The following is a 23,973-nucleotide window of genomic DNA, read 5'->3' as shown; positions in this document are numbered from 1 at the left end:
CGACCGCCAGACACGCGCCCCGATCGAAGACGAATTCCGGTATACTGCGCCCCCTCTGAAAAGGGCACCCATTCAAGTCCCTGGCCCCTCCCCGAGGCCTGGCCAGGCACACGTCAGATGTAACGAGAGTCAGCCTCTCGAGCTGTCCATTCGCCGTAACGGCCTTGCGTCAGGCATCACATTCTTAAAATCCAACCGGTTGCCTCAGGGCAACCCTCAAGCAGGAGCCAAACCATGCTGAGCTGGGACGAATTCGACAACGAAGACGGCGAAGTAGCCGCCAAAGGCAACACCCCTGCGCAGGCCAACGCCGCCGCCACCCTCGACAAGCTCGACAGCGCCGGCGGTGCCGCCGCCCTGGAAGCCCGTGCTGCTACCGCTTCTGACTCCGAAGCCGTAAAACGCGCCAAGGCCGCCCTCGACGCCCTCGACGTTGCCGAAGGCCTGGCCGAGCTGGAAGGCTCCGCTGCCCGCGTTGCGGTCGACGAAAAGCGCATGATCAACTGCCGCGCCGACCTGAACCAGCTGGTACCGTTCAAGTACGACTGGGCCTGGCAGAAGTACCTCGACGGCTGCGCCAACCACTGGATGCCGCAAGAGGTCAACATGACCGCCGACATCGCCCTGTGGAAGAGCCAGGACGGCCTGACCGAAGACGAGCGCCGCATCGTCATGCGCAACCTGGGCTTCTTCTCCACCGCCGACTCCCTGGTTGCCAACAACCTGGCCCTGGCCGTGTACCGCCTGATCACCAACCCGGAGTGCCGCCAGTACATCCTGCGCCAGGCCTTCGAAGAGGCGATCCACACCCACGCCTACCAGTACTGCATCGAGTCGCTGGGCATGGATGAAGGCGAGATCTTCAACATGTACCACGAGATCCCGTCGGTCGCGAAAAAAGCCGCCTGGGGCCTGAAGTACACCCGCGCCATCTCCGACCCGGAATTCAACACCGGCACCCCGGAAACCGACAAAGAGCTGCTGCGCAACCTGATCGCCTACTACTGCGTACTGGAAGGCATCTTCTTCTACTGCGGCTTCACCCAGATCCTGTCGATGGGCCGCCGCAACAAGATGACCGGCGTTGCCGAGCAGTTCCAGTACATCCTGCGTGACGAGTCGATGCACCTGAACTTCGGTATCGACGTGATCAACCAGATCAAGATCGAGAACCCGCACCTGTGGGATGCCTCGATGAAGGAAGAAGCGACCCAGATGATCCTGCAAGGGACCCAACTGGAGATCGAATACGCCCGCGATACCATGCCGCGTGGCGTACTGGGCATGAACGCCGCGATGATGGAGGACTACCTCAAGTTCATCGCCAACCGCCGCCTGACCCAGATTGGCCTGAAGGAAGAGTACCCAGGCACCACCAACCCGTTCCCATGGATGAGCGAGATCATGGACTTGAAGAAGGAGAAGAACTTCTTTGAGACGCGTGTGATCGAGTATCAGACTGGCGGGGCTTTGAGCTGGGATTGATTGTCCGGGCTGAGAAACAAGAAGGCTGCCAATTGGCAGCCTTTTTTTTGGGCTGTACGTTAGTGATCAATCAATCCCGTGCCTTGGTAACAGTACTGTGTGCTGCCGCCTTGGCGGGTAAGTCATGTCTTCGGTGTGTACCCAGGGCATGCCCACTCCCACAGGATATGCGCCGGGCTGAACAAACCAGGTGGGTCAGCTCGCATTCAAGCCAGCGCCATCCGGTATTCGATCACCCCGGGCTTTTCAGCGATCCAGTCGTACAGCCGCTGTGCGGTCTGGTTGGTTTCCTGGGTATGCCAGTAGAGCCGGTCACAGCCCTTCTCCTGCGCCTGGCCCTGCACAAACTCGATCAACTGCTTGCCCACCTTCTTGCCCCGTGTGCTCGGGCAAACGAACAGGTCTTCCAGGTAGCAGAAGTCATTACGCCCCCAGGTCGAGCGATGGAACACATAATGGACGAAGCCGAGCACCCGCTCACCGTCCGTGGCCACGGCGCAGTGCACGGGCTCGGCCGGGTCGAAGAAACGGGCCCAGGTCAGTTCGGTCGTGGCCTTGCTCAGCTCTACTTTGTAGAACGCCTGATACTGCTCCCAATACGCGCTCCATTGCTGCAAATCGCTCTGCTTCAACTCGCGAACCGAAACCAATGTTTGTGCAACTGTCATGGTGAACCCCTCTCAATGTGGGAATGGTCGGAAACAGGTGCATTTATAGCGATAGAATGGCCTGAATAGCCCCGCCACTTTTCGCAAGTGAAGCAGACCAATGTTCAAACATGCACAGTTGCAATCGGTGAAAGCCTGGATGAGTGACCCCGCCCATGGGGCGTTGTCGCTACACTTACGGATCCAGAGGGCGATTCGCCAATTGATCCTTGAGGGCGCATTGCCGGTCGGCAAGTCGCTGCCGGCTTCACGCCCGCTGGCGCTTTCCCTGGGCGTCTCGCGGGATACCGTCGAGGCGGCATACAGCCAGTTGCATGCAGAGGGCTTCATCGAGCGCCGGGTGGGCAGCGGAAGCTTCGTGTCACAACGCGCGCGGCACCTGCCGCGGCGCAAGCGCCAACGCGAGGTGCTCTGCGATGAGCCAGCTCACCTGAGCCGCAGAGCAATGGCCGTGCTGCACAGCGGGGGCGTGAACAACTTCCAGGGGCCGCGCCCGTTCGCACCGGGGGTTGCCGAGACCCGGCAGTTTCCCCTCACAACCTGGGAGAAGCTGGAGCGCCAGGTTTACAAGGAATATGGCACCCAGGCGCTGGAGCACAGTGCGCCACAAGGCATGCCTGCGCTGCGCAGCGCGATCGCTGACTACCTCAACCTCGAACGGGGGGCTCAGGCGACTGCCGATCGGGTGCTGATCCTCACCAGCTCGCAGCAGGCACTTGGCCTGTGCGCCCAAGTGCTCATGGATGCCGGCGATCAGGTGCTGGTCGAAGACCCGCTCTACCAAGGCACCCGCAAAGCCATCGCCGCCGCAGGCCTGGCAGGCGTGCCCGTGCCGGTGGATGAAAACGGCATGCGGGTAGAGGACATGGCGCGGCTGGCCGTCAATGCCAGGGCGGTTTTTCTTACGCCCTCCCACCAATACCCCACCGGCGCGACCTTGTCGCTGGACAGGCGCCTGCAGGCGATCGAATGGGCCCGGCAGCAGCGAGCCTGGATCATCGAAGACGACTACGACAGCGAGTTCCACTACGAAGGCCGGCCGACTGCCTGTGTGCAGGGCCTGGACGCGCATGACCGCACGCTCTACATCGGTACCTTCACCAAGTCGCTGTTTGCCGGCCTGCGTATCGGCTACCTGCTGTTGCCCCCCTCGCTCGTCGCCCCGATGACCAGCGCACGTACGCTGCAGGACGGGCATAACGCGTCCATTGCGCAACTGACCTTGGCAAGGTTCATGGAGGGCGGGCATTACACGGCTCATGTGCGGGCCATGCGGGCGCTGTATGCCGAGAGACGGGACGTGCTGGCTGAACTCGTGCACAAGCATCTGGGGGCGTTTCTAGCGCCGTGCATCCCGGCCGGCGGGCTGCAGATGCCCTGCCATTTCGTGCAGGGTTTGCCTGAAGAGGCGGTGGTCAAGGCGGCGCGCGCGGTAGGGATTGATCTGCTGGGGCTCGGCAGTTTGTATGCGACGCCGCGCAATGATACCGGCCTGTTGATGGGGTTCGCGGCGCAGACGCCAGCCGAGATGCGGGTAGCGGTGGAGGCGCTGGCGAAGGTGTTTGCGCGGGTGAAATAGGGGCTGGCTGCCGCCGCCTTCGGGTGCCGTTTTCTCAAGGCATACACCCGCCAGCCTATTCGCGATCCCCGTCGAGAACCTGCACCAAAACCAAAGTCATAGTACCTCTACAAAGCCATCGCACCACAAAGCGTTGACATCCCCCTCCCCACTTGCTAAAAATCGCCCAAGTTGTACGACAACGCATAACAAAAACAACAATCAGTGGAAAATCCCATGTCGACACACCTCGCGCACTACCCTCGCCGCTCGCCTGTCCCGTTTTCACCCCCTAGGCCCTGACCGGTCCATTACCCACCCGCCCTCGCCGCAGGCCGCTTGCGCGTGCCCGGTGGACGGGCTGCCACACCCTTTTGTGGAGCACAACAATAATGAAAATCTGCCAAACCCTCCCCTTTGCCCTGCTGGGCGCCGGCATGCTCGGGAGCCTGCCGGGCACCAGCGTGGCGGCGGGCTTCATCGAAGACTCCAAGGCCACGCTCGGCCTGCGCAACTTCTACATCAACCGCAACTTCACCAACCCCAGCAACCCGCAAAGCAAGGCCGAGGAATGGACGCAGAGCTTCATCCTCGATGCCCGCTCGGGGTTCACCGAGGGGCCGGTGGGGTTCGGTGTGGATGTGCTGGGGCTGTGGTCGGTCAAGCTCGATGGCGGTGGCGGCACCTACGGCACCGCGCTGCTGCCGCGCCACGACGATGGGCAGCCGGCCGATGATTACGGGCGGCTGGCGGTGGCAGGCAAGGCGCGCATCTCGAAGACCGAGCTGAAGATCGGGGAATGGATGCCGGTGCTGCCGATTCTGCGTTCCGACGATGGCCGTTCGCTGCCGCAGACGTTCCGCGGGGGGCAGGTCACCTCCAACGAGATCGCCGGGCTGACGCTGTATGGCGGGCAGTTCCGTGGCAACAGCCCGCGCAACGACGCGAGCATGGAGGACATGAGCTACGGCGGTGGGCTTTCGGACCGCTTCAACTTCGTCGGCGGCGAATACAAGTTCAACCAGGACCGCACGCTGGTCGGGCTATGGAATGCAGTGCTCAAGGACGTCTACCAGCAGCAGTACCTGCAGTTGAGCCACAGCCAGCCAGTGGGTGACTGGACCCTGGGTGCCAACCTGGGCTACTTCCATGGCGATGAAGACGGCTCCGAACGTGCCGGGCAGCTGGACAACAAGACCTATTCGGGGATGTTCTCGGCCAAGTACGGCGGCAACACCTTCTGGGTCGGCCTGCAGAAGGTCGATGGCGATACCTGGATGCGGGTCAACGGCACCAGCGGCGGGACGCTGGCCAACGACAGCTACAACTCAAGCTTCGATAACGCCAATGAGCGGTCGTGGCAGGTGCGGCACGACTTCAACTTCGTCACCGTCGGGGTGCCTGGGCTGACATTGATGAACCGCTACATCAGCGGGCAGGATGTGCACACAGGGGCGGTTACCGATGGCAAGGAATGGGTGCGCGAGACGGAGCTGGCCTATGTGATCCAGAGCGGGGCGTTCAAGGACTTGAGTGTGAAGTGGCGTAACTCGAGTATTCGCCGGGATTACAGCAACAACGAGTTCGATGAGAACCGGTTGATCTTCAACTACCCCCTGTCGCTGTTGTAACCCAGGCTTCCCTGTAGGAGCGGCCTTGCGTCGCGAAAGGCCCGCAAAGCGGGCCCAGCAATGGCGGGGCCGGTAGAGTTCCGGGGCCGCTGCGCAGCCCTTTCGCGACGCAAGGCCGCTCCTACAGTTGACCACCTAGCCAGGCGAAAGCCGCACACGCCTCATTGACAACAGCCAACGCCACTGCCAATAATCAACGAAGTCATACGACAACCTACAACAACTAACAATGAGCCGGCCATGACCACTACCCCCCTCAATCGCCTGCTGCTCACCGGAGCCGCAGGCGGCCTGGGCAAGGTCCTTCGCGAACGCCTGCAAGGTTACGCCGAGGTCCTGCGCCTTTCCGATATCAGCCCGATGGCGCCCGCCGCGGGCCCGCATGAAGAAGTCGTGACCTGCGACCTCGCCGACAAAGCCGCTGTGCATGCACTGGTCGAAGGCGTAGACGCCATCATCCACTTCGGCGGCGTGTCCACCGAGCATTCGTTCGAAGACATCCTAGGCCCCAACATCTGCGGCGTGTTCCACGTCTACGAGGCGGCGCGCAAGCATGGGGTCAAGCGCATCATCTTCGCCAGCTCCAACCACACTATCGGCTTCTACCGCCAGGACGAGCGCATCGACGCCCACGCCCCGCGCCGCCCCGACAGTTACTACGGGCTGTCCAAGTGCTATGGCGAGGATGTCGCCAGCTTCTACTTCGACCGCTATGGCATCGAGACCGTGAGCATCCGCATCGGCTCGTCGTTCCCGCAACCGCAGAACCCGCGCATGTTGTGCACCTGGCTCAGCTACGACGACCTGGTGCAACTGATCGAACGCGGGCTGTTCACGCCCGACGTCGGCCACACCGTCGTCTATGGCGCCTCCGACAACCGCACCATGTGGTGGGACAACCGCCATGCCGCGCACCTGGGCTATGAGCCCAAAGACACCTCCGAGGTGTTCCGCGAAGCGGTTGAAGCGCAACCGGCGCCTGCCGCCGATGACCCGAGCATGGTCTATCAGGGCGGCGCCTTCGCCGTGGCCGGACCGTTCAACTGACCCCAGCGCGCCAGGAGACACGGCCATGAATTGCGAACTGATCGTCGACGCCCGCAACGGTACCGGCGAGAGCCCTGTGTGGCACCCCACCGAACAAGCCCTGTACTGGGTCGATATCCCCGCCCGCCAGCTACATCGCTGGCAGCCCGACGGTGCCCACCACACCTGGCAAGGTGACGAAATGCTGGCCTGCATCGCACGCACCGAACAGGGCTGGGTTGCAGGAATGGAAAGCGGCATCTTCGCGCTCGAAACCCAGGCCGATGGCAGCCTCGACAGCCGTTTGCTCAGTCGCGTCGAACATGCCATGGGCGGCATGCGTTTCAACGATGGCCGCTGCGACCGCCAAGGCCGTTTCTGGGCCGGCACCATGCTGATGGACATGCCCCAGGGCGCCCCGGTCGGGGCGCTGTACCGGCATGACGGCGAAGGGCAGTTGCACCTGCAGCAGGACGGCATGATCGTGCCCAATGGCCTGGCCTTCAGCCCCGATGGCACGCGCATGTACCTCTCGGACTCGCACCCCAACGTGCATAAGATCTGGGTCTTCGACTACGACATCGACAGCGGCACGCCCCACAACAAACGCCTGTTCGTCGACATGCAGGCCTTCCCCGGCCGCCCAGACGGCGCCGCCATCGACCAGGATGGCTGCTACTGGATCTGCGGCAACGACGCCGGCCAGATCCACCGCTTCACCCCCGATGGCCGCCTCGACCGCTCACTGAACCTACCGGTGAAGAAACCCGCGATGTGCGCCTTTGGCGGCGCCAACCTGGACACCCTGTTCGTCACCTCGATCCGCCCTGCGGGCATCGACCTCTCCGACCAGCCGCTGGCCGGTGGGGTATTTGCCTTCGAACTCGGCGTCAAAGGCCTGGAGGAGCCCGCCTACCGAGGCTGAACAACCGCACTGCCAACAACGCTCGCACAAACGAAACCGGATAATAAAAACCACGGAGTTTCATCATGACCTTCAAACGCAAGCTGCTCCTTGCCGTACTCCCCTTCGCCTTCAGCCTGTCGATGCCGGCCTCCGCGCTGGACATCAAGTTCGCCGAAATCCACCCGGCCGGCTACCCGACCGTGGTCGCTGAACAGAACATGGGCAAGAAGCTCGAAGCCGCCAGCAATGGCGAAATCACCTTCAAGATGTTCGCCGGTGGGGTACTCGGCTCCGAGAAGGAAGTGATCGAGCAGGCGCAGATCGGTGCCGTGCAGATGACTCGGGTCAGCCTGGGTATCGTCGGCCCGGTGGTGCCGGATGTGAACGTGTTCAACATGCCGTTCGTGTTCCGCGACCATGAGCACATGCGCAAGATCATCGACGGCGACATCGGCCAAGAGATCCTCGACAAGATCACCAACTCCGAATTCAACCTGGTAGCCCTGGCCTGGATGGATGGCGGCTCGCGCAGCATCTATACGAAAAAACCGGTACGCAGCCTGGAAGACCTCAAGGGCATGAAGATCCGCGTGCAGGGCAACCCGTTGTTCATCGACATGATGAACGCCATGGGTGGCAACGGCATCGCCATGGACACCGGCGAGATCTTCAGCGCCCTGCAGACGGGCGTGATCGACGGCGCCGAAAACAACCCGCCGACCCTGCTCGAACACAACCACTTCCAGAGCGCCAAATACTACACCCTTACCGGCCACCTGATTTTGCCGGAGCCGGTGGTGATGTCCAAGACCACCTGGAACAAACTCACCGCCGAACAGCAAACACTGGTGAAGAAGGTCGCGCGTGAGGCGCAGATGGAAGAACGTGCGCTGTGGGACGCCAAGTCCTCCGCCAGCGAAGAGAAGCTCAAGGCTGCAGGTGTCGAGTTCATCACCGTCGACAAGAAACCGTTCTTCGAGGCCACTGCTTCGGTGCGCGAGAAGTACGGCGCGCCGTACGCCGACCTGATGAAGCGTATCGACGCCGTCCAGTAATACCGCCCCTTCCAAGACGACCTCGGCAGTGCGGCGGCCGCCGCACTGCCGCTTTGGTGATGCCTATGAAATCGCTTTTCCTGAGCGTGAACGACACGCTGTACCGCAGTTGCATCTGGATCGCGGGCCTGTCGATCCTGGCCATGACGCTGATCATTCCGTGGGGCATCTTCGCCCGCTACGTGCTGGGCACCGGCTCCAGCTGGCCAGAGCCAGTCTCGATCCTGCTGATGGTGGTGTTCACTTTCGTCGGTGCCGCCGCCAGCTACCGCGCCGGGGCGCATATGGCGGTGGGGATGATCACCGACCGTTTGCCACCGCTGCAGCGCCAGCTGGTCGCGCTGCTGGTGCAACTGCTGATGATCGTGGTGTGCGTGTTCATGACCTACTACGGCACCAGGCTGTGCATCACCACCTGGAACCAGTCGCTGGCCTCGCTGCCCGGTGTGCGGGTGGGCATGACCTACGCGCCGATCCCGATCGGTGGCGTGCTGACGCTGGTGTTCGTGCTGGAAAGACTCCTGCTGGGCGATCAAAGCAACCGCAAGGTGGTGCGCTTTGACCTGGTCGAAGAAAACGAAGGAGCTGCGTAAATGGATGCGTTCATTCTGTTGGGCAGTTTCATCGCGCTGATCCTGATCGGCATGCCGGTGGCCTATGCGCTGGGCCTATCGGCATTGATCGGCGCCTGGTGGATCGACATCCCGCTGCAGGCGATGATGATCCAGGTCGCCAGTGGGGTTAACAAGTTTTCGCTGCTGGCGATTCCGTTCTTCGTGCTGGCCGGCGCGATCATGGCCGAAGGCGGCATGTCACGCCGGCTGGTGGCGTTCGCCGGGGTGCTGGTAGGCTTCGTGCGCGGCGGGCTGTCGCTGGTCAACATCATGGCCTCGACGTTCTTTGGCGCAATCTCTGGCTCTTCCGTAGCCGACACCGCGTCGGTAGGTTCGGTGCTGATCCCGGAAATGGAGCGCAAGGGCTACCCGCGTGAGTTCTCTACCGCAGTGACCGTCAGTGGCTCGGTGCAGGCGCTGCTGACCCCGCCCAGCCACAACTCGGTGCTGTACTCGCTGGCCGCCGGCGGCACGGTGTCGATCGCCTCGCTGTTCATGGCCGGGGTCATGCCCGGGCTGTTGCTGAGCGCAGTGATGATGGGGCTGTGCCTGATCTTCGCGAAGAAACGCAACTACCCCAAAGGCGAAGTGATCCCGCTTCGCCAGGCATTGAAGATCGCCGGTGAGGCGCTGTGGGGGTTGATGGCGATGGTCATCATCCTCGGCGGTATTCTGTCGGGCGTGTTCACCGCGACAGAGTCGGCAGCCGTGGCGGTGGTCTGGTCGTTCTTCGTGACCATGTTCATCTACCGCGACTACAAGTGGCGTGACCTGCCCAAGCTGATGCACCGCACGGTACGCACCATCTCGATCGTGATGATCTTGATCGGCTTTGCCGCAAGCTTTGGCTACGTGATGACGCTGATGCAGATTCCCTCGAAGATCACCACGGCGTTCCTGACCCTGTCGGACAACCGCTATGTGATCCTCATGTGCATCAACTTCATGCTGTTGCTGCTGGGCACGGTGATGGACATGGCGCCGCTGATCCTGATCCTCACCCCGATCCTGCTGCCGGTGATTACCGGCATCGGCGTGGACCCGGTGCACTTCGGCATGATCATGCTGGTGAACCTCGGCATCGGGCTGATCACACCACCGGTGGGTGCGGTGCTGTTCGTGGGGGCGGCCATCGGCAAGGTGAGCATCGAGGCCACGATAAAGGCGCTGCTGCCGTTCTACCTGGCGCTGTTCATGGTGTTGATGGCCGTGACCTACATCCCGGCCATCTCGCTGTGGCTGCCGAGCGTCGTGCTGTAAATGCCAATGGGGCTGCGCTGCAGCCCCGTTCTCTGCAAATGGATCCTGCACATGGCTGTTCCCTCTTCTGTCGCAACCCTCTTTCCGCGCAAGCTGGCAATTGCACTGCTGGCGCTGCTGGCGTGCGCGTTCGCCGCCAACCACATCGCCGCGCGCATCGCGTTCGATGACGGCACCGGCGTGCTGCTGGCGATCCTCTGCCGCTCAGGCATTACCTTCCTGGTCCTGGCTGGCCTGCTGTTGTGGCAGCGCCAGGCACTCGGCATGCCGGCGGGCACACGGCGCTGGCAATTGCTGCTCGGCCTGCTGATTGCCACGCAGAGCCTGTGCCTGTATTCGGCGGTGGCGCGCATTCCGGTGGCACTGGCGCTGCTGGTGGGCAATACCTTCCCGATGTTGCTGGCACTGCTTAGCTGGGCGCTGGGCGGTGCGCGCCCGACCGGCCGTACCGTGCTGTTCATGGGTCTGATCCTTTGTGGCCTGGTGCTGGCGCTGGATGTGCCGGCACGGCTGGCCGACAGTGGCGATGCCAACCCGCACTGGGCCCTGGGTGTCAGCCTGGCATTCTGCGCTGCATGTGTCTTCGCCTGCGCCTTGTGGATCACCGATCACAAACTGGCAGCCGTGCGCGGCCCGGTACGCAGCCTGCTGACCTTGCTGATCGTGTTCTCCAGCATGCTGGTCGCCGGCGTCAGCGGGGTGATGCCTTCGGGGTTGTCGATGCCCGTCAGCGCCAGCGGCTGGGCGGCCTTGGCCAGCCTGGTGGTGCTGTATGGCGTGGCCTTTACCCTGCTGTTCGTCTGTGTGCCACGGCTGAACATGGCGCAGAACGCGCCGGTGATGAATATCGAGCCGATCGCCACCTTGCTGCTGGGCTGGGCGTTGCTCGATCAACGCCTGAGCACCCTGCAGTTGATCGGCGGGGCCGTGGTGGTGTGCGGCATCGTGCTGCTGACCTACCGCCGGGCGAGCTGACCACACACTTTCGAAGGAGCCACTGATGGCTGTGACCGAACTGCACCTGCAAGACCACCTGACCCGATTGAGCCTAACGCCCGACCTGGGCGCCAGCCTGATCAACTGGCAGGTGAAGGCGACCGGGCAGGCGCTACTGCGCCACTCCGACCCCGCCGCGCTGGCCAGCGGTACGCCGCGGCAGCTGGCCTGCTACCCGTTGGCGCCGTGGTCCAACCGGATTGCCGAAGGGGGCTTCGCACGGCCCGAGGGCTGGCTGGCCTTGCCGCCCAACACCGCCCACGACCCTTACCCGATTCATGGCAGCGCCTGGCAGCAGGCCTGGCATGTGGACCACCACAGCGAGCGCCGCGCCCGGCTGTCGCTCGACAGTACGCTGCCATTTGCCTACCGGGCGACGCTGGATGTACACCTGCATGAGGGTTGCCTGAACCTTGACTTGCATGTGACCCACCTGGACGAAGCTGCCACCTGGTACGGACTGGGGCTGCACCCTTACTTCCCCCGCTACCCCGACACCCGGCTACGGGCAGCGGCGCAGCATGTGTGGCTGGCGGAAGACGGCCGGCTGCCGTCACACCTGGCAGAGGTGCCTGCAGACTGGTGCTTCGAGGCGCCGGGCGCGTTGCCAGCGACGGGTGTCGATCATGCGTTTGGGGGTTGGCCTGGCAGTTGCGTGATCGAACAGCCCAGCGCGGGCTATTCGCTGGCCTGCACGGCCAGTGGCTGCGAGCACTTTTTGTTGTTCTGCCCACCGGGCAAGGCGTTCTTCTGCTTTGAACCGGTCAGCCACCCGATCAATGCGCACCACCTGCCCGGGCGACCAGGCTTGCGCTTGCTGCAACAGGGTGAAGAAATGAGCCTGGGCTTCAGGATGCAATACCAGGCCTTGTAACCGGTTTGCCTGCAGCGGGCTGTAACCAATCTGCGTCACCAGGATGCCGAACACCAAGGTGAACACCATGCTCTGCTAGCCCGTGGCCAAGGCAGCACCGGCACTTCCGGCAGAGAAATGGCTAGTTGTACGACCTCAATCCAATCCTTGAGCCCGCAGTTCATGGGCCAGCATGTCGATGAATGCCCTCACCTTGGCCGATCCGTATTTGCTCTCACGGTGCAACACATGAATCGGCCAGGGCGCCTCCTCGTACTCGGCAAGAATCACCTGCAATTGCCCACTCGCCACCTCGTCCGCCACCTGGTAAGACAACAACCGTGCAATCCCCAACCCACCGCTGGCTGCGGCAATCGCCCCGTCATTGCTGGTCACCGTCAGCCGGGGCTTCATGCGCACCAAGGTCGGTTCATCGGTGACGCCGAAGCGCCAACCCGCCCGGGGTGAAAGGTTGGTGGTGCCGATTACCGCATGGTCCGGCAAATCCGAGGGGTGCTGCGGTACGCCGTGGCGCGCCAGGTAGTCGGGCGAGGCGCAGAGCATGCGCCGCACCCTGCCCACCCGCAGTGCCTTCAGCCCCGAGTCTGGTAGCGGGCCGATGCGCACGGCCACGTCCATGCCCTCCTCGACCATGTTGACGATGCGGTCGAGAAAGTAGGCAGATACATCCACTTCGGGGTACTGCTGCAAGTACCGTACGATGCACGGCATGACGAACTTCTTGCCGAACAGGATCGGCGCGGTGACGGCCAGGTCGCCCTTGGGCGTGGCGTTGATGCCAGCGGCCGCCTCGTTGGCTTCGAGGATGCTGGCAAGTATGTGGCGGGTGTCTTCCAAGTAGCGGCCTCCCGCCTCGGTCAGGCGCACGCTGCGCGTGGTGCGCAGCAGCAGCTTGACACCCAACTGCTCTTCCAGTGCACTGACGGCACGCGTCACCGCCGCAGGCGAGATGTCCAGCCGGCGGGCGGCGGCGGCGAAGCTTTCCAGCTCGCCGACCGCGACGAATACCTTCATCAGGTGGATGTGGTCCATGCCAGCTCCTGGGCGTCGGGGGTTGGGGGATTATCGGGTATCAGCAGGTTTTGTGCTGCTGCAAGAGCCCTTGCAGACCGCATCAAAGTTCCAGCACCAGGGCCTGCCCGCCCTCCCCCACGTTGGCAGGCACTGCACAGCAGATCAACACTGTGCCCTCATCAGGCATTTCCGCTGGTGGGTTGGTGTAATGCACCTGGCCGCTCACTACCCGGGTCTTGCAGGTGCCACACGAACCGCCCCGGCAACTGAAGTCCGGCGACAGCCCGCGCGCTTCGGCAAGTTCGAGCAAGGTCCCGCTGCCCGGTGCCCAGCGCGCCTCCTTGGCCGAGCTGGCAAAGTACACCGGCACGGGTGCGCTGGCAGCCGGCGGCTGTTGCAGCACAGGCTGGTCGTCATCGGTGTGCCGCCTGAGCGTCGAGGGCCCGAAGGCTTCGGCATGGATGCGGGCGTCGGGCACGTTCACGGTGCGCAGCCCTTCGTACAGGTCCTGGGTAAAACGGGCGGGGCCGCACAGGTAGAAGTCATAGTCATCCAGCGTCAGCGTAGCCTTCACCTGCTCGATGCCCAACCGGCCAGCATGTTCGTAATCGCGGCCCAGCACAGCCTCTGCTTCAGGCTGGCTGAGGCAGCGGTACAGGCCTAACAGCGCGCCAGCCTGCTGCTGCAGGCTGGCCAGCTCTTGCTGGAACGGTAAATCCGCCAGGCTGCGGGCACCGTGAAACAGGTGAATACGCCGTGCCTGACGCTTGGCCAATTGCTCGCGCAACATGGCGATGAGTGGGGTGATGCCCACGCCCGCGCCGATCAGTACGATCGGCCGTTCGCTTTGCTCATTCAGGGTAAAACTGCCCATGGGCAGCCGCACGTCAAGCAGATCCCCCACGGCGATGCGTTCATGCAGATAGCGCGAGGCCGGGCCCTGGGCCTTGACGCTGATGCGCAGGTAGCCGTCCGACGGCGCGCTGGAGACGCTGTAAGTGCGAACCAGCGGGGCGTCACTGCCCAGCGCGATACGCACAGGGATATGCTGCCCCGGCGCAAACTGCACGGGTGCATCTGCCGCCAGGTAGAAGGAGCGTATATCCCGGCTCTCCTGCTCCAGGCGCACCACGCGCCACGCCAGCCACTGGCGCTGGCGCTCGCGCTGCTGCAGGCGCGCGTCGGCCTCTGCCCAGGTACCGGTCATCAGACTGGTCGGCGCGTATTCCTGGAACGCCCAGCGCAACGACACCGCTGCCGGGCGCCACACCACCTGCTCGACCTCCAGGGTCCACAGCCGCTCAGCCCCCTCGAAGGCGGTGATGGCAGGGCTGTCCAGTATCACCTCGGCACGCCCGGACAACTGCAGTACATTGCCCGTGGCAAAGTCGATGAACAGCAAGCCAGCCATGGGGTTGACCAGCAAGTTGCCCAGCGTGTTGAAATGCAGGTTGCCAGCGTAGTCGGGAATGCTCAGGCGGTTGCCTTCGACCTTGACGAACCCTGGCCGGCCGCCGCGGTGGGACACGTCCACCGAACGCTGGCCGTCTTCGTGGTCCACGTAGCTTGCGACGAAGAAGGTATCGGCCAGCTCGATCATGGCAACGGCGCGGGCATCGAGTGCTGTCGCATCGAAGCGACCTTGTGCGGGCTCATCGATACGGGTGTAGTCGCGCCGTTGAATGTACTGCGGGCAGTTGCCGAACGACTGCTCCACGGTTACTTGCAGCTGGCCGTTGGTTGCCTGGCTGATCATGCCGTTGATGCGGTTGCGCCGGCGGGTATGCAGTTCGATGCCCAGCAGCCCGATCGCCTGCCCGCCCGCCAGGCCTTGTGTGGCAGGGTCATCTGCGTTCAGGTACGCATCGATCATCAGCTGCCGCGGGTGGGACGAGCTGACGAAGCCTTCCGGGCCTTCGAGCAGCGTCGCCCACGGTTTGCCATAGGCATCCACGCTGCCCGCCACCATGAACGGCAGTTGCTGATAGAACGCGCGATGCTGATCGGGCATGTGGTCGCGGATTACCTTCTGCCCGAACACCTCCATGCGCTCCGACACACCGACCTTTTCCTGCAGGGTCTTCTCACCGCTGTGCCAAGGTGACGAGCGATGGCCTGGTAGCTGATGCATGGTGGCATTCCTCGGAAGGGTTGGGGCTTAAACGGTGGCTTGCAGGCCCGCCGCAGTGCGTGGCATCGGCACGAAACCTGGCAACGCCTCGACCCGCGCCAGCCAACTGCGCACGTTGGCGTAAGGCTCCAGCGAGACATTGCCTTCCGGTGCGTGGGCGATATAGGAATAGTTGGCGACGTCGGCGATGGTGGGCGTGCTGCCAGCCAGGAAGGGGGACTTGGCCAGTTCGGCGTCAATCACCTTGAGCAGGGTATGGGCACGACCGATGACTTCATCGGTGTTGAACGAAGCACCGAACACGGTGACCAGGCGAGCGGCGGCCGGGCCGAACGCCAAGGGCCCTGCTGCAACCGATAACCAGTGTTGCACGCGGGCTGCGGCTGCGGGTTCCTCGGGCAACCAGGTGCCGTTGTCGTACTGCTTGGCCAGGTACACCAGGATGGCATTCGAGTCGGCGACGACCGTGCCGTTGTCATCGATGACGGGGACTTGGCCGAACGGGTTGAGGGCAAGGAACTCGGGCTGCTTATGCGCACCCTTGGCCAGGTCGACGAAGACCAGCTCGGTGGGCAGGTTCAGCAGCGAGAGCATCAGCTCAATGCGGTGGGCGTGGCCGGACTTGGGGAAGTTGTAGAGTTTGATTGGGCTCGACATGGGCTTGGCTCCTGGACAGCACCGGAATGGGCTGATGGAGGCCATGTTGAACTGATTCGACAGGCAACAGAATTAGCGCGGGAGGGAAACGATAATTTCGATCAGCGAAACAATCGGGGTAGAAGCGACATCAGGCCGCTTCTACAGGGGATGCGGTCGCTTCAATGACGCTGACGATGGAAACGGTACAACGCGCGTGCCGCGTCGATTACATGGGGGACACAGGCTTGAATGTCGTCCTCGCTCATTTGGTCGAGCAACTCGAAATTGTCTTCCAGGCCGTGCAGCGAGATCGCTTTGAGCAGGGGATCCTGCTCCGCAGGCAACTCGCTCCAGCCTGCGACCTGGGTGCCGCGCATGTAACCGAAGCACCACTCCTCCATGATGATCACTCCGTCTTCACCTTCTTCGAATACCGGCTCGAAGTGATCGACGTTGTCAGCGAGCTCTTCCGCCACCTGGCTGGCATAACGCAACATCAGCGCCGTGTAGGCCTCTTCGTGCGCAGGCTTCTTGAAGTTTGGCACCTTGCCACCTGCAACGGCAGGTAACCATTGTTCGGGGTGGACAGTGACCGGCGAGCTGGCAAGGGCGGTGAAAAAGCCATTGAGCTCGGCCAGGTTGATCACCGAATAATCGTTGCCGTAAGTGATCAGCAGGTCTTCAAGGCGGTGGAGTTCTTTTTCGCTGAGGGCGCGGAGCATCGAGATTACCTGTTAAGCAAAAGTGCAAGCACCCTAGCACAGCAAGCACCGGAAGACTGCCCACAGCTATGCTGCTGCGGGCAGTTTCTCTACTGATTAAGCCAGGTATGTAACAGTGACTGTCTCCCCGTGCCGATCAGTAACCAAAGCAGAATTCGACACTTGCGCGGGCAAAGCTGCCCCGCCATGTGCACGCCCTGTTTCTGCAGGTCAATCTCGGCGCCGACAAACCCATAGGTCGCCCGCGCCGTAGGGCCACTGCCTGTGCGGCTAGCAACTATGATCGGCATGCTCGGCAGCAGTTGCTCCAGCATCTCGGACCAGTTGCCAGAGACGTGCCCTGCACCAAAGCCGGCAATGACCAAACCTTCGTAGCCCAGCATCGGCAGGGCCTGCAAAAGGGCAGTATCCGCATCCAGGCAGGCCTCCAACAGTACAACGCGATGCTCTAGACGATGGGGGAGTGGCAATACGAAGCGTGGCGGAGGCTGTTGATGATAGAACGCAACCCCCTCGACCACTTCACCAAGGGGACCCCTGCCGGGTGACTCAAAAGCAGCCATCGCCAAGCTGGCAGTCTTGCGAACGCTCGCCGCGCTGTGGATCTGGTCGTTGATCACGACCAGCACGCCGCGCCTATGGCTGGCAGGGGCTAACGCCACCTGTGCTGCTGCCAGTATGTTCGCCGGCCCATCACTTCCCGGCTGGCTTGCCGAGCGCATCGCACCGGTCAGCACCAAAGGTGTATCCAATGGCCAAAGCAGGTCGAAGAAATAAGCCGTCTCCTCCAGCGTATCCGTTCCCTGGGTGAGAATCACGGCCTGTGCACCCCGCTCCACCTGATCGCGCGCCCATGCCAGTACTTCAAGAAGCATCATGAACCCAAGTGAAGCGCTGGGTACCATACCCAGCGTCGCCACTTCGAGAAGCGCCATCTCCCTCAACTCCGGCAGCATTGACAATTGCTTCTCACAATCGAGCGTTGGCGTTACACCACATTCCACCGCACCAGTCTGCATGCTCACTGTGCCACCCAGGCTGGCGATCGCCAGCCGAGGCAGTCGTGTAGTAGCCTCAGTCATACCCCACCTTCTGCAATGAGTCCTACCAACGGCACTATTGCCAACGTGCTGATGGCCATGGACAGGACATTACCGATATAGCCATGCACATGGCTCGGCAGCCGCTCACTGATGGCCGTCGCCAACGGCGGGGAGAGCAGCGCCCCCAGCACTGCGCTGATCACTACAACCTGCCAGTCACCGCCGTGAGTCAGTACGGCAACAGGAACGATCGAGACAATGGGTATGTATGTGGGATACCAGCCACGCGCTTGCCATTGACGACGCCACACCAACACACCCACCAATGACGCCAGAGCTTGCCCTGCCACCATCTGCACGACCATTTGCGAGCCGTAGGCAGGTGCAGCGGGGGCAATCACGTAAGCCAACAGCAGGCCCAGCAACAAGCCGAGACTGGCAAGCTCATTACCGAAAAAAGGGGCTTCGCTGAAATCAGCCAAGACGCGTCGAAGGACCCAGACCACACCGTAGTCAGGCTGAATGCAGACTGCCTGCAATCCATTAGGCCTTTGCCCCTGCTTCACCCATGACGGGAAACGCTTGCACATCATGAAGGCCGCAACGCTTGCCGCAGCCATGCCGCTAACGTTACCGATGAGCACCGGCAACCCCAGGGGGACACATACATAGTTGACCAGCAGTAGGCTTGCAGGCGTAACCAACAGCGCTCCGAGCACCGCACCGCTAATTGTCACCTGCCAGCCGCCGCCAAACAGCAGGACCATGGCAGCCGGCAACGACACGAAGGCAACGAAGGTCGGTTGCCAGTCTCCCCCGGCCAGGGTCCACCCCCACAACAGGTGGCTGAGCAACAGACTCAACAGGGAGCTTGTGAAAACCCACGGCCACAGACCATTGCCATAGCAAATGGCAAAGCCTTGCCAGCGGTAGCCACGAACATAGGCCCAATGCGCCAGACAGGCACCCAGAAGTAAGCCCAGCGCCGGCAACTCGTGCTTATAGAAAGCGACTTCGCTGATGTCGCCGACGATCCAGCGTAACCGGCTTAGCGGCTGATCAAGAGTGGCGGTCATTTGCGTGTAGTCCGGCCATTGCCCGAATAACAGGCTACCGATCAGCAGCGCCGCCAGACACACCAGCATCAACAGCGATGGCCATTGCCTAATAGGGAATCTTAGATCTTTCATGTCCAAGTCCTCAGCGCGGCATCGGAGCATGCAGCCGATAACCGAGGGTTGGGTCATAGAGGTCGGTACGACGGTCTCGTGGGAGATCATTGAGACTGTTCCAAATAGGGGCAGAACGCGCCGCACTGAGATCGACATCGGCATAGATGACGCTCTCCTCTTCTGCACTTGCAATCTCACCGATCGGCCAACCGTTGGTGCCCGCAATGAGTGAACAGCCCAAAAAGCGCCCACCACGCTCACTGCCAATACGGTTGGCAGCGGCGATAAAAACGTTATTGACGTGTGCTGCGGTCATGGTCAGGTAGGTCGCCATACAGCGCCCGGCCTCATCGAATAGCGGCGGCGGCGTCCACACCCAGTTGTTAAGGCTGCAGAGAATGTCGGCGCCTTGCGCAGCCATCAAACGAGGGACTTCAGGAAACCAAATATCCCAGCAGATGAGCAAGCCGATACGGCCGATAGGCGTTTCGAAAACAGGGAAACCGAGGTCGCCTGGGGTGAACCACAGCTTTTCCTGATTCCATAGGTGCGCTTTGCGATAGTGCCCAAGCATACCTTCAGGGCCGAAGAGGACTGCGCTGTCATAGAGCTTCATACCGTCTCGCTCAGCGAATCCAGCAGCCAAGTAAACGTTATGGTCCCGCGCAAAGCCCGCCCAGGCTTGAAGACTGCGGCCTTCCTGCAGGTTCTCCGCATGGGCATAGGCCTCGTGCCGCGATTGAAACGTATAACCGGTGTTGGCAAGTTCCGGTAGCACAATCAGATTGGCACCCTCTCGCGCAGCCCGGCGGGCCAATGCCAACCCCCTGCTCAAGTTACTATCACAGTGGTCGATCCCCACCTGAGGGTCGCACTGGATAACTGCGATTCGTACCGGACTAACAGGGACGCGATATTCAGACATGGCGGCTTCCTTTTCTGTTGTTGTGGAAGGGCGCCAGTAAAGCGGGGTTCAGCTTGGGAATGATAGCCAGGTCACTCCCATACACTCGTAGGGAAAAAGAGCACACATTGAAGGAAAGTTCCTACTTACGGACTACCCGTGCCCGCATTACCGCACTTGATAATGGGGATAATGCTCCAGGGTGAAGCCACCATTGAACGTTGCTGCCGTGCGATCGCAGAGGTTGATAACGGTATCGACCGCCGTACGCAGGCATGGCTCGGTCCAACCTGCGTCAACAGAGAAGGACTCTCCCGCCAGGTAAAGGCCAGAAGCAGCACTCAGATCGCGGTTGTACTTCATCAGCCTAACCGCATCGTAATATGTGCCAGCTCTATACAGCTTTGCACAGCCGAGGGCATTTCTATCTGTCATCCAACGCTGTATGCAGATATTTCGAGTATCTATATAAGGGGATATTGCCTCCCCCATGTTGGAGCAGCGCAGGAGAATTCGGTCGAGTTCCTTGATGCATTTGTGGGCCAATTCCCCGTCAGATAATGCACCCAATTTGGTTGCATCATCTTCCCATGTGTAACTGAGCAAGATGCAGTCATCGGGGTAGCTTTCGTTGTAGCGATAAGCATAAACATCATGAACGAAGCTGTCAGTGACCAGTATCTGCGGGAGCGTCAAATTGGAGTCGAGGAAGCTTTTCTTCAGTGGGGCGTAGACCTTGCAACTCGTTTCCCAATGGGCCTGCTTCCAAGCATCAATGATCGGTTGTGGCAGAATCTCCCTATTGAAACCACTGATTTGTATCTGGGTTTCAATTAGCCAGGAAGGCGTGGTAAGAATCACGCTGTCGAATTCATCATCCAAGCGCTGGCTGTGTTCCGGATTACTTTGCTGCCAGTGATATTCGACCCGGATACGGCCATCAGGTAGCTTGTGCAACCCGCAGACTGAACTATTAGTCAGCAGGCCATTGGGTCGTTGAATTAAGTGGTCATACAGCGATGTGCCTTGTATGCCGACCTCCATGAACAGAAGACAGTCATCCATCGATGCCAGACCGAGATAGGATGGCCCCTGAAACATGAGCCCTTTGCTATCAGGTAGACGGCCGGCCCCTAAATAAGGTGCTGCGTACGGTATGCCGCTTTCATCAACCCGCCCGTGTACCAATTGCAAATGGCTGCTGAAACCAAAGATCGCGGTACGAAGCGGATACAAGCAACAAACGTCGTAAAATGCTCCCCAACTGCCATCACCGATGCCGATCGCGTAGAAAATTGCCGACTCGTCGCTGTTCATGCCTAACCCGCCGAAGTCTTCCGGACGTTCAGGACTCCAGTTTTCCAGGGCAGGCAATTGCACCAGATCACGAAATGACAGGCGGTGATAGCGTTCCACGATGGCAGACCACATCGACTCCCATTCCCGGGTGCCATAGTGAGCAGCGACCTGAGCGGCGAACTGCTCAGCAAAGCGCCGCCATTTGTTATAGACCCTCTGCAGCGTGAGCGTGGGCGGTGGCGTCAGCCCCTCTGGGTTACGCCATAACAACAACGTGGGCTCACCCTTCCCATCCAATTGCCCCTCTCGGAGATAGATTCCGGTGGCATTCACCCAAGGTGTACCGGGATTGGGAAAGTCGGAAAGGCGCAACTCGAACAAACTGGCGTAGTAGGCCATGAGCGAGCATCCGTCCTTGGGCGCCTCTCCTGTCCTGTTGAAGAACGGCATGCGCATGGCCCCCATCTCGAATGGGGTAGTAGGATGTTTGTGATCTCCAAGCGTGTTGACCACTGTCAAATGACGCCCGCCTATACGCTGCGACTGCTCAATCAAGGTGATATGGGTAAAACCGCAGCGCAACAGCTCCCGTGCCACAGTCAAACCAGTAACACCGGCGCCGATAATGCATATCCGATGATCCGGTTGGGTGGCACGGGCTATACCTCCCGCTTGACTGATCAAACGGCGGTAATCAAAACAAAGGTCCGGTGGATTGGGATAACGTGCAGCCCATGGCTGGGACGGGGCTGAAGGCTCGATGGCCAAGTGAGCGGGGTGGTTGTGCGTTGATCCAATAGTCATGTTCTCATGTTCGCCAAGGGGTTGGGGAACATGAGAATGGCGGAGCTTACGTAGGCAAGAGCGGTGTTTATTTAATACCACTCGATGCTGACCCAACGTATTCACGGGGCAAGTCGGAATGATGCTCCGACTTGCCTCGCAAAGGGGTTAGGCCTTACACCGCCAGCGCGCGCTCACGCAGCTCGCTGTTGAGGATGCGGTCGTTCTCGCTGTAGTCGACCGGGCAGTCGATCACGTGCACACCTGGGGTCTTGATGCAGTGCTCGAGCAGCGGCAGCAAGCCTTCGGCGCTATCCACGCGGTGGCCATTGGCACCGTAGGCTTCGGCGTATTTGACGAAGTCCGGGTTACCGTAGTCCAGGCCGAAATCGGTGAAGCCCATGTTCGCCTGCTTCCAGCGGATCATGCCGTAGCCGTCGTCACGCAGAATCACCACGGTAACGTGCATGCCCAGACGGACTGCAGTTTCCAGCTCCTGGCTGTTCATCATGAAGCCGCCGTCGCCGCACACCGAGATCACCGGGCGGTCCGGGTACACCAGATGCGCTGCCATGGCCGACGGCAGGCCAGCGCCCATGGTCGCCAGGGCGTTGTCGAGCAGCACGGTGTTGGGCTTGTGCGCCTTGTAGTTGCGGGCGAACCAGATTTTGTAGATGCCGTTGTCCAAAGCCACGATGCCTTCAGAAGGCAGTACGCGACGGATGTCGGCCACCAGGCGCTGCGGGTAGATCGGGAAGCGGTCGTCGTCGCCGCCTTCGGCGATTTGGGCTTCGTTGGCTTCACGGATGGCCATCAGGCGGGTGAAGTCCCAGTGCGAGGTGTCGCCCAGGCCTTCGGCGATCTGCCAGACGGCGTTGGCGATGTCGCCGATCACTTCAACCTGTGGGAAGTACACGGCATCGACTTCGGCGGAGCGGAAGCTGATGTGAATGACTTCAGTGCCGCCACGGACCATGAAGAACGGCGGCTTTTCGATCACATCGTGGCCGATGTTGATGATCAGGTCGGCGGCTTCGATCGCACGGTGCACGAAGTCACCGGACGACAGCGCAGCGTTACCCAGGAAGCGCGGGCTGCGCTCGTCAACCACGCCCTTGCCCAGCTGAGTGGTGACGAATGGGATACCGGTCTTGTCGATCAATTGCTTGAGGACCTTGGCGGTCATCTTGCGGTTGGCACCGGCGCCGATCACCAGGATCGGGCTGCGCGCGGTGCGCAGTTTCTCGATGGCGGCTTCGATGGCCACATGTTCGGCCAGCGGACGACGGTGCAGGCTGCGCGGGATCGGCATGGCATCGGTCTGCTCGGCAGCGATGTCTTCCGGCAGCTCCAGGTGCACGGCACCGGGCTTTTCCTCTTCGGCCAGGCGGAACGCTTCACGCATGCGCGAAGGGATGTTGTCGGCCGAGGCGAACTGGTGGGTGTACTTGGTGATGGGGTCCATCATGCCGCACACGTCGATGATCTGGAAGCGGCCCTGTTTGGACTTCTTGATCGGCTTCTGGCCGGTAATCATCATCATCGGCATGCCGCCGAGGTAGGCGTAGGCACTGGCGGTGACCAGGTTGGTCGCGCCGGGGCCGAGGGTCGACAGGCTGACGCCGGTCTTGCCGGTCAGGCGGCCATAGGTAGCGGCCATGAAGCCCGCGGATTGCTCGTGACGGGTCAGTACCAGCTTGATCTTCGACTTGCGCAGGGATTCCAGCAGGTCGAGGTTCTCCTCACCGGGAATGCCGAACACATACTCGACACCTTCGTTTTCCAGGCATTGCACAACGACATCGGCGGCCTTGGCCATCTTGCTCTCTACCTCAAGTGATAGGACGGTGAAAGTCCATAAATGCGCAGCACGGCACGCTGGCATCGCTCTATCCGGGCGCGAGGTTGCCCCGAACCTAAGTCTTGACGCAGGCTAGGCAGGGCAAAGTCACGTGTACGAACAGGATTAATTGTCGCACCCTTGAGCGCAGTTGAAGAGGTACAGGACGGACAAAACATCTTTGCCGGGGGACAGGGCTAGAGCTATAAAAACGCCAGAAAGACAAAACCCCTACCTGCTTGCGCAGATAGGGGTTTTGCGAAATGAATCTTGACGATGACCTACTCTCACATGGGGAGACCCCACACTACCATCGGCGATGCATCGTTTCACTACTGAGTTCGGGATGGGA

General features: G+C 61.3%; 20 protein-coding genes. 10 read left to right on the top strand and 10 right to left on the bottom strand.

From position 1 onward, the window contains the following. Positions 1-234 precede the first annotated feature (234 nt). Positions 235-1,485 carry a ribonucleotide-diphosphate reductase subunit beta gene (locus HU766_RS14915; protein ID WP_033699886.1) on the top strand — a complete coding sequence of 417 codons (1,251 nt, stop codon included), beginning with the start codon at positions 235-237 and terminating at the stop codon, positions 1,483-1,485. Between the two features lie 206 nt (positions 1,486-1,691). Here HU766_RS14915 and HU766_RS14910 read toward each other — a convergent pair whose 3' ends face one another. Then, positions 1,692-2,153, bottom strand: a complete 462-nt coding sequence (locus tag HU766_RS14910; protein WP_033699887.1) for a GNAT family N-acetyltransferase — start codon at positions 2,151-2,153, stop codon at positions 1,692-1,694. Between the two features lie 100 nt (positions 2,154-2,253). On the opposite strand from HU766_RS14910, the gene HU766_RS14905 reads away from it, so the two are divergent. The 9 genes from HU766_RS14905 (at position 2,254) to HU766_RS14865 (ending at position 12,074) form a co-directional block, all read left to right on the top strand. Continuing rightward, positions 2,254-3,732 carry a PLP-dependent aminotransferase family protein gene (locus tag HU766_RS14905; protein ID WP_186658279.1) on the top strand — a complete coding sequence of 493 codons (1,479 nt, stop codon included), beginning with the start codon at positions 2,254-2,256 and terminating at the stop codon, positions 3,730-3,732. Positions 3,733-4,103: 371 nt separating this feature from the next. Next, a complete protein-coding gene (locus HU766_RS14900; RefSeq protein ID WP_095065189.1) occupies positions 4,104-5,342 on the top strand; it encodes an OprD family porin in 1,239 nt (412 codons plus the stop codon). 240 nt (positions 5,343-5,582) lie between these two features. After that, the gene (locus HU766_RS14895) at positions 5,583-6,389 is read left to right on the top strand and encodes an NAD(P)-dependent oxidoreductase (RefSeq protein ID WP_186658276.1); all 807 of its coding nucleotides are present in this window, start codon (positions 5,583-5,585) and stop codon (positions 6,387-6,389) included. 25 nt (positions 6,390-6,414) lie between these two features. After that, positions 6,415-7,293 (top strand): SMP-30/gluconolactonase/LRE family protein, encoded by an 879-nt coding sequence (locus HU766_RS14890; protein WP_186658257.1) that lies wholly within the window; start codon positions 6,415-6,417, stop codon positions 7,291-7,293. Positions 7,294-7,358: 65 nt separating this feature from the next. Beyond that, positions 7,359-8,330: a TRAP transporter substrate-binding protein gene (locus HU766_RS14885; RefSeq protein WP_033699894.1), complete on the top strand. Its 972-nt coding sequence runs from the start codon at positions 7,359-7,361 to the stop codon at positions 8,328-8,330. Positions 8,331-8,395: 65 nt separating this feature from the next. Continuing rightward, the gene (locus HU766_RS14880) at positions 8,396-8,923 is read left to right on the top strand and encodes a TRAP transporter small permease (RefSeq protein ID WP_186658255.1); all 528 of its coding nucleotides are present in this window, start codon (positions 8,396-8,398) and stop codon (positions 8,921-8,923) included. Beyond that, on the top strand, positions 8,924-10,204 hold the full coding sequence (locus HU766_RS14875; RefSeq protein ID WP_186658253.1) for a TRAP transporter large permease: 1,281 nt from the start codon (positions 8,924-8,926) through the stop codon (positions 10,202-10,204). A gap of 51 nt (positions 10,205-10,255) precedes the next feature. Further along, positions 10,256-11,179, top strand: a complete 924-nt coding sequence (locus tag HU766_RS14870) for a DMT family transporter (protein WP_186658251.1) — start codon at positions 10,256-10,258, stop codon at positions 11,177-11,179. 25 nt (positions 11,180-11,204) lie between these two features. Next, positions 11,205-12,074, top strand: a complete 870-nt coding sequence (locus HU766_RS14865; RefSeq protein ID WP_186658249.1) for an aldose 1-epimerase — start codon at positions 11,205-11,207, stop codon at positions 12,072-12,074. Positions 12,075-12,209: 135 nt separating this feature from the next. Here HU766_RS14865 and HU766_RS14860 read toward each other — a convergent pair whose 3' ends face one another. From HU766_RS14860 to HU766_RS14820, 9 genes are all read right to left on the bottom strand, one after another. Next, entirely contained in the window at positions 12,210-13,106 is an 897-nt protein-coding gene (locus HU766_RS14860) for a LysR family transcriptional regulator (RefSeq protein WP_033699904.1), read from the bottom strand. Between the two features lie 82 nt (positions 13,107-13,188). Beyond that, entirely contained in the window at positions 13,189-15,219 is a 2,031-nt protein-coding gene (locus tag HU766_RS14855; protein ID WP_186658247.1) for a pyridoxamine 5'-phosphate oxidase family protein, read from the bottom strand. 27 nt (positions 15,220-15,246) lie between these two features. Continuing rightward, positions 15,247-15,876 carry a glutathione S-transferase gene (locus HU766_RS14850; protein ID WP_186658231.1) on the bottom strand — a complete coding sequence of 210 codons (630 nt, stop codon included), beginning with the start codon at positions 15,874-15,876 and terminating at the stop codon, positions 15,247-15,249. A 161-nt stretch (positions 15,877-16,037) separates the two neighbouring features. Then, positions 16,038-16,580, bottom strand: coding sequence for a UPF0149 family protein (locus HU766_RS14845; RefSeq protein ID WP_186658228.1), 543 nt, complete (start codon positions 16,578-16,580; stop codon positions 16,038-16,040). Positions 16,581-16,669: 89 nt separating this feature from the next. Beyond that, positions 16,670-17,662, bottom strand: coding sequence for an asparaginase (locus tag HU766_RS14840; RefSeq protein WP_033699910.1), 993 nt, complete (start codon positions 17,660-17,662; stop codon positions 16,670-16,672). Further along, the gene (locus tag HU766_RS14835; protein WP_238338618.1) at positions 17,659-18,768 is read right to left on the bottom strand and encodes a hypothetical protein; all 1,110 of its coding nucleotides are present in this window, start codon (positions 18,766-18,768) and stop codon (positions 17,659-17,661) included. The genes HU766_RS14840 and HU766_RS14835 overlap by 4 nt, the downstream gene beginning before the upstream one ends. 55 nt (positions 18,769-18,823) lie before the next feature. Then, positions 18,824-19,720, bottom strand: coding sequence for a nitrilase family protein (locus tag HU766_RS14830; protein ID WP_033699912.1), 897 nt, complete (start codon positions 19,718-19,720; stop codon positions 18,824-18,826). Between the two features lie 147 nt (positions 19,721-19,867). Continuing rightward, on the bottom strand, positions 19,868-21,802 hold the full coding sequence (locus tag HU766_RS14825) for an FAD-dependent oxidoreductase (protein ID WP_186658218.1): 1,935 nt from the start codon (positions 21,800-21,802) through the stop codon (positions 19,868-19,870). A gap of 154 nt (positions 21,803-21,956) precedes the next feature. Next, entirely contained in the window at positions 21,957-23,600 is a 1,644-nt protein-coding gene (locus tag HU766_RS14820) for an acetolactate synthase large subunit (RefSeq protein ID WP_033699916.1), read from the bottom strand. Between the last annotated feature and the right edge of the window lie 373 nt (positions 23,601-23,973).

The sequence above is a fragment of the Pseudomonas sp. SWRI77 genome (genome assembly GCF_014269105.1).
In the GTDB taxonomy this organism is placed as follows: Bacteria; Pseudomonadota; Gammaproteobacteria; order Pseudomonadales; family Pseudomonadaceae; genus Aquipseudomonas; species Aquipseudomonas capeferrum.
The sequence above is the reverse complement of the archived record's forward strand: the minus strand, read 5'-3'. Positions and strand labels throughout refer to the sequence as shown.

Excerpts from the sequence above, each read along its gene's own strand:
- HU766_RS14915 (WP_033699886.1), top strand. The coding sequence starts at position 235 with ATGCTGAGCTGGGACGAATTCGACAACGAAGACGGCGAAGTAGCCGCC.
- HU766_RS14910 (WP_033699887.1), bottom strand. The coding sequence starts at position 2,153 with ATGACAGTTGCACAAACATTGGTTTCGGTTCGCGAGTTGAAGCAGAGC.
- HU766_RS14905 (WP_186658279.1), top strand. The coding sequence starts at position 2,254 with ATGTTCAAACATGCACAGTTGCAATCGGTGAAAGCCTGGATGAGTGAC.
- HU766_RS14900 (WP_095065189.1), top strand. The coding sequence starts at position 4,104 with ATGAAAATCTGCCAAACCCTCCCCTTTGCCCTGCTGGGCGCCGGCATG.
- HU766_RS14895 (WP_186658276.1), top strand. The coding sequence starts at position 5,583 with ATGACCACTACCCCCCTCAATCGCCTGCTGCTCACCGGAGCCGCAGGC.
- HU766_RS14890 (WP_186658257.1), top strand. The coding sequence starts at position 6,415 with ATGAATTGCGAACTGATCGTCGACGCCCGCAACGGTACCGGCGAGAGC.
- HU766_RS14885 (WP_033699894.1), top strand. The coding sequence starts at position 7,359 with ATGACCTTCAAACGCAAGCTGCTCCTTGCCGTACTCCCCTTCGCCTTC.
- HU766_RS14880 (WP_186658255.1), top strand. The coding sequence starts at position 8,396 with ATGAAATCGCTTTTCCTGAGCGTGAACGACACGCTGTACCGCAGTTGC.
- HU766_RS14875 (WP_186658253.1), top strand. The coding sequence starts at position 8,924 with ATGGATGCGTTCATTCTGTTGGGCAGTTTCATCGCGCTGATCCTGATC.
- HU766_RS14870 (WP_186658251.1), top strand. The coding sequence starts at position 10,256 with ATGGCTGTTCCCTCTTCTGTCGCAACCCTCTTTCCGCGCAAGCTGGCA.
- HU766_RS14865 (WP_186658249.1), top strand. The coding sequence starts at position 11,205 with ATGGCTGTGACCGAACTGCACCTGCAAGACCACCTGACCCGATTGAGC.
- HU766_RS14860 (WP_033699904.1), bottom strand. The coding sequence starts at position 13,106 with ATGGACCACATCCACCTGATGAAGGTATTCGTCGCGGTCGGCGAGCTG.
- HU766_RS14855 (WP_186658247.1), bottom strand. The coding sequence starts at position 15,219 with ATGCATCAGCTACCAGGCCATCGCTCGTCACCTTGGCACAGCGGTGAG.
- HU766_RS14850 (WP_186658231.1), bottom strand. The coding sequence starts at position 15,876 with ATGTCGAGCCCAATCAAACTCTACAACTTCCCCAAGTCCGGCCACGCC.
- HU766_RS14845 (WP_186658228.1), bottom strand. The coding sequence starts at position 16,580 with ATGCTCCGCGCCCTCAGCGAAAAAGAACTCCACCGCCTTGAAGACCTG.
- HU766_RS14840 (WP_033699910.1), bottom strand. The coding sequence starts at position 17,662 with ATGACTGAGGCTACTACACGACTGCCTCGGCTGGCGATCGCCAGCCTG.
- HU766_RS14835 (WP_238338618.1), bottom strand. The coding sequence starts at position 18,768 with ATGCTGGTGTGTCTGGCGGCGCTGCTGATCGGTAGCCTGTTATTCGGG.
- HU766_RS14830 (WP_033699912.1), bottom strand. The coding sequence starts at position 19,720 with ATGTCTGAATATCGCGTCCCTGTTAGTCCGGTACGAATCGCAGTTATC.
- HU766_RS14825 (WP_186658218.1), bottom strand. The coding sequence starts at position 21,802 with ATGACTATTGGATCAACGCACAACCACCCCGCTCACTTGGCCATCGAG.
- HU766_RS14820 (WP_033699916.1), bottom strand. The coding sequence starts at position 23,600 with ATGGCCAAGGCCGCCGATGTCGTTGTGCAATGCCTGGAAAACGAAGGT.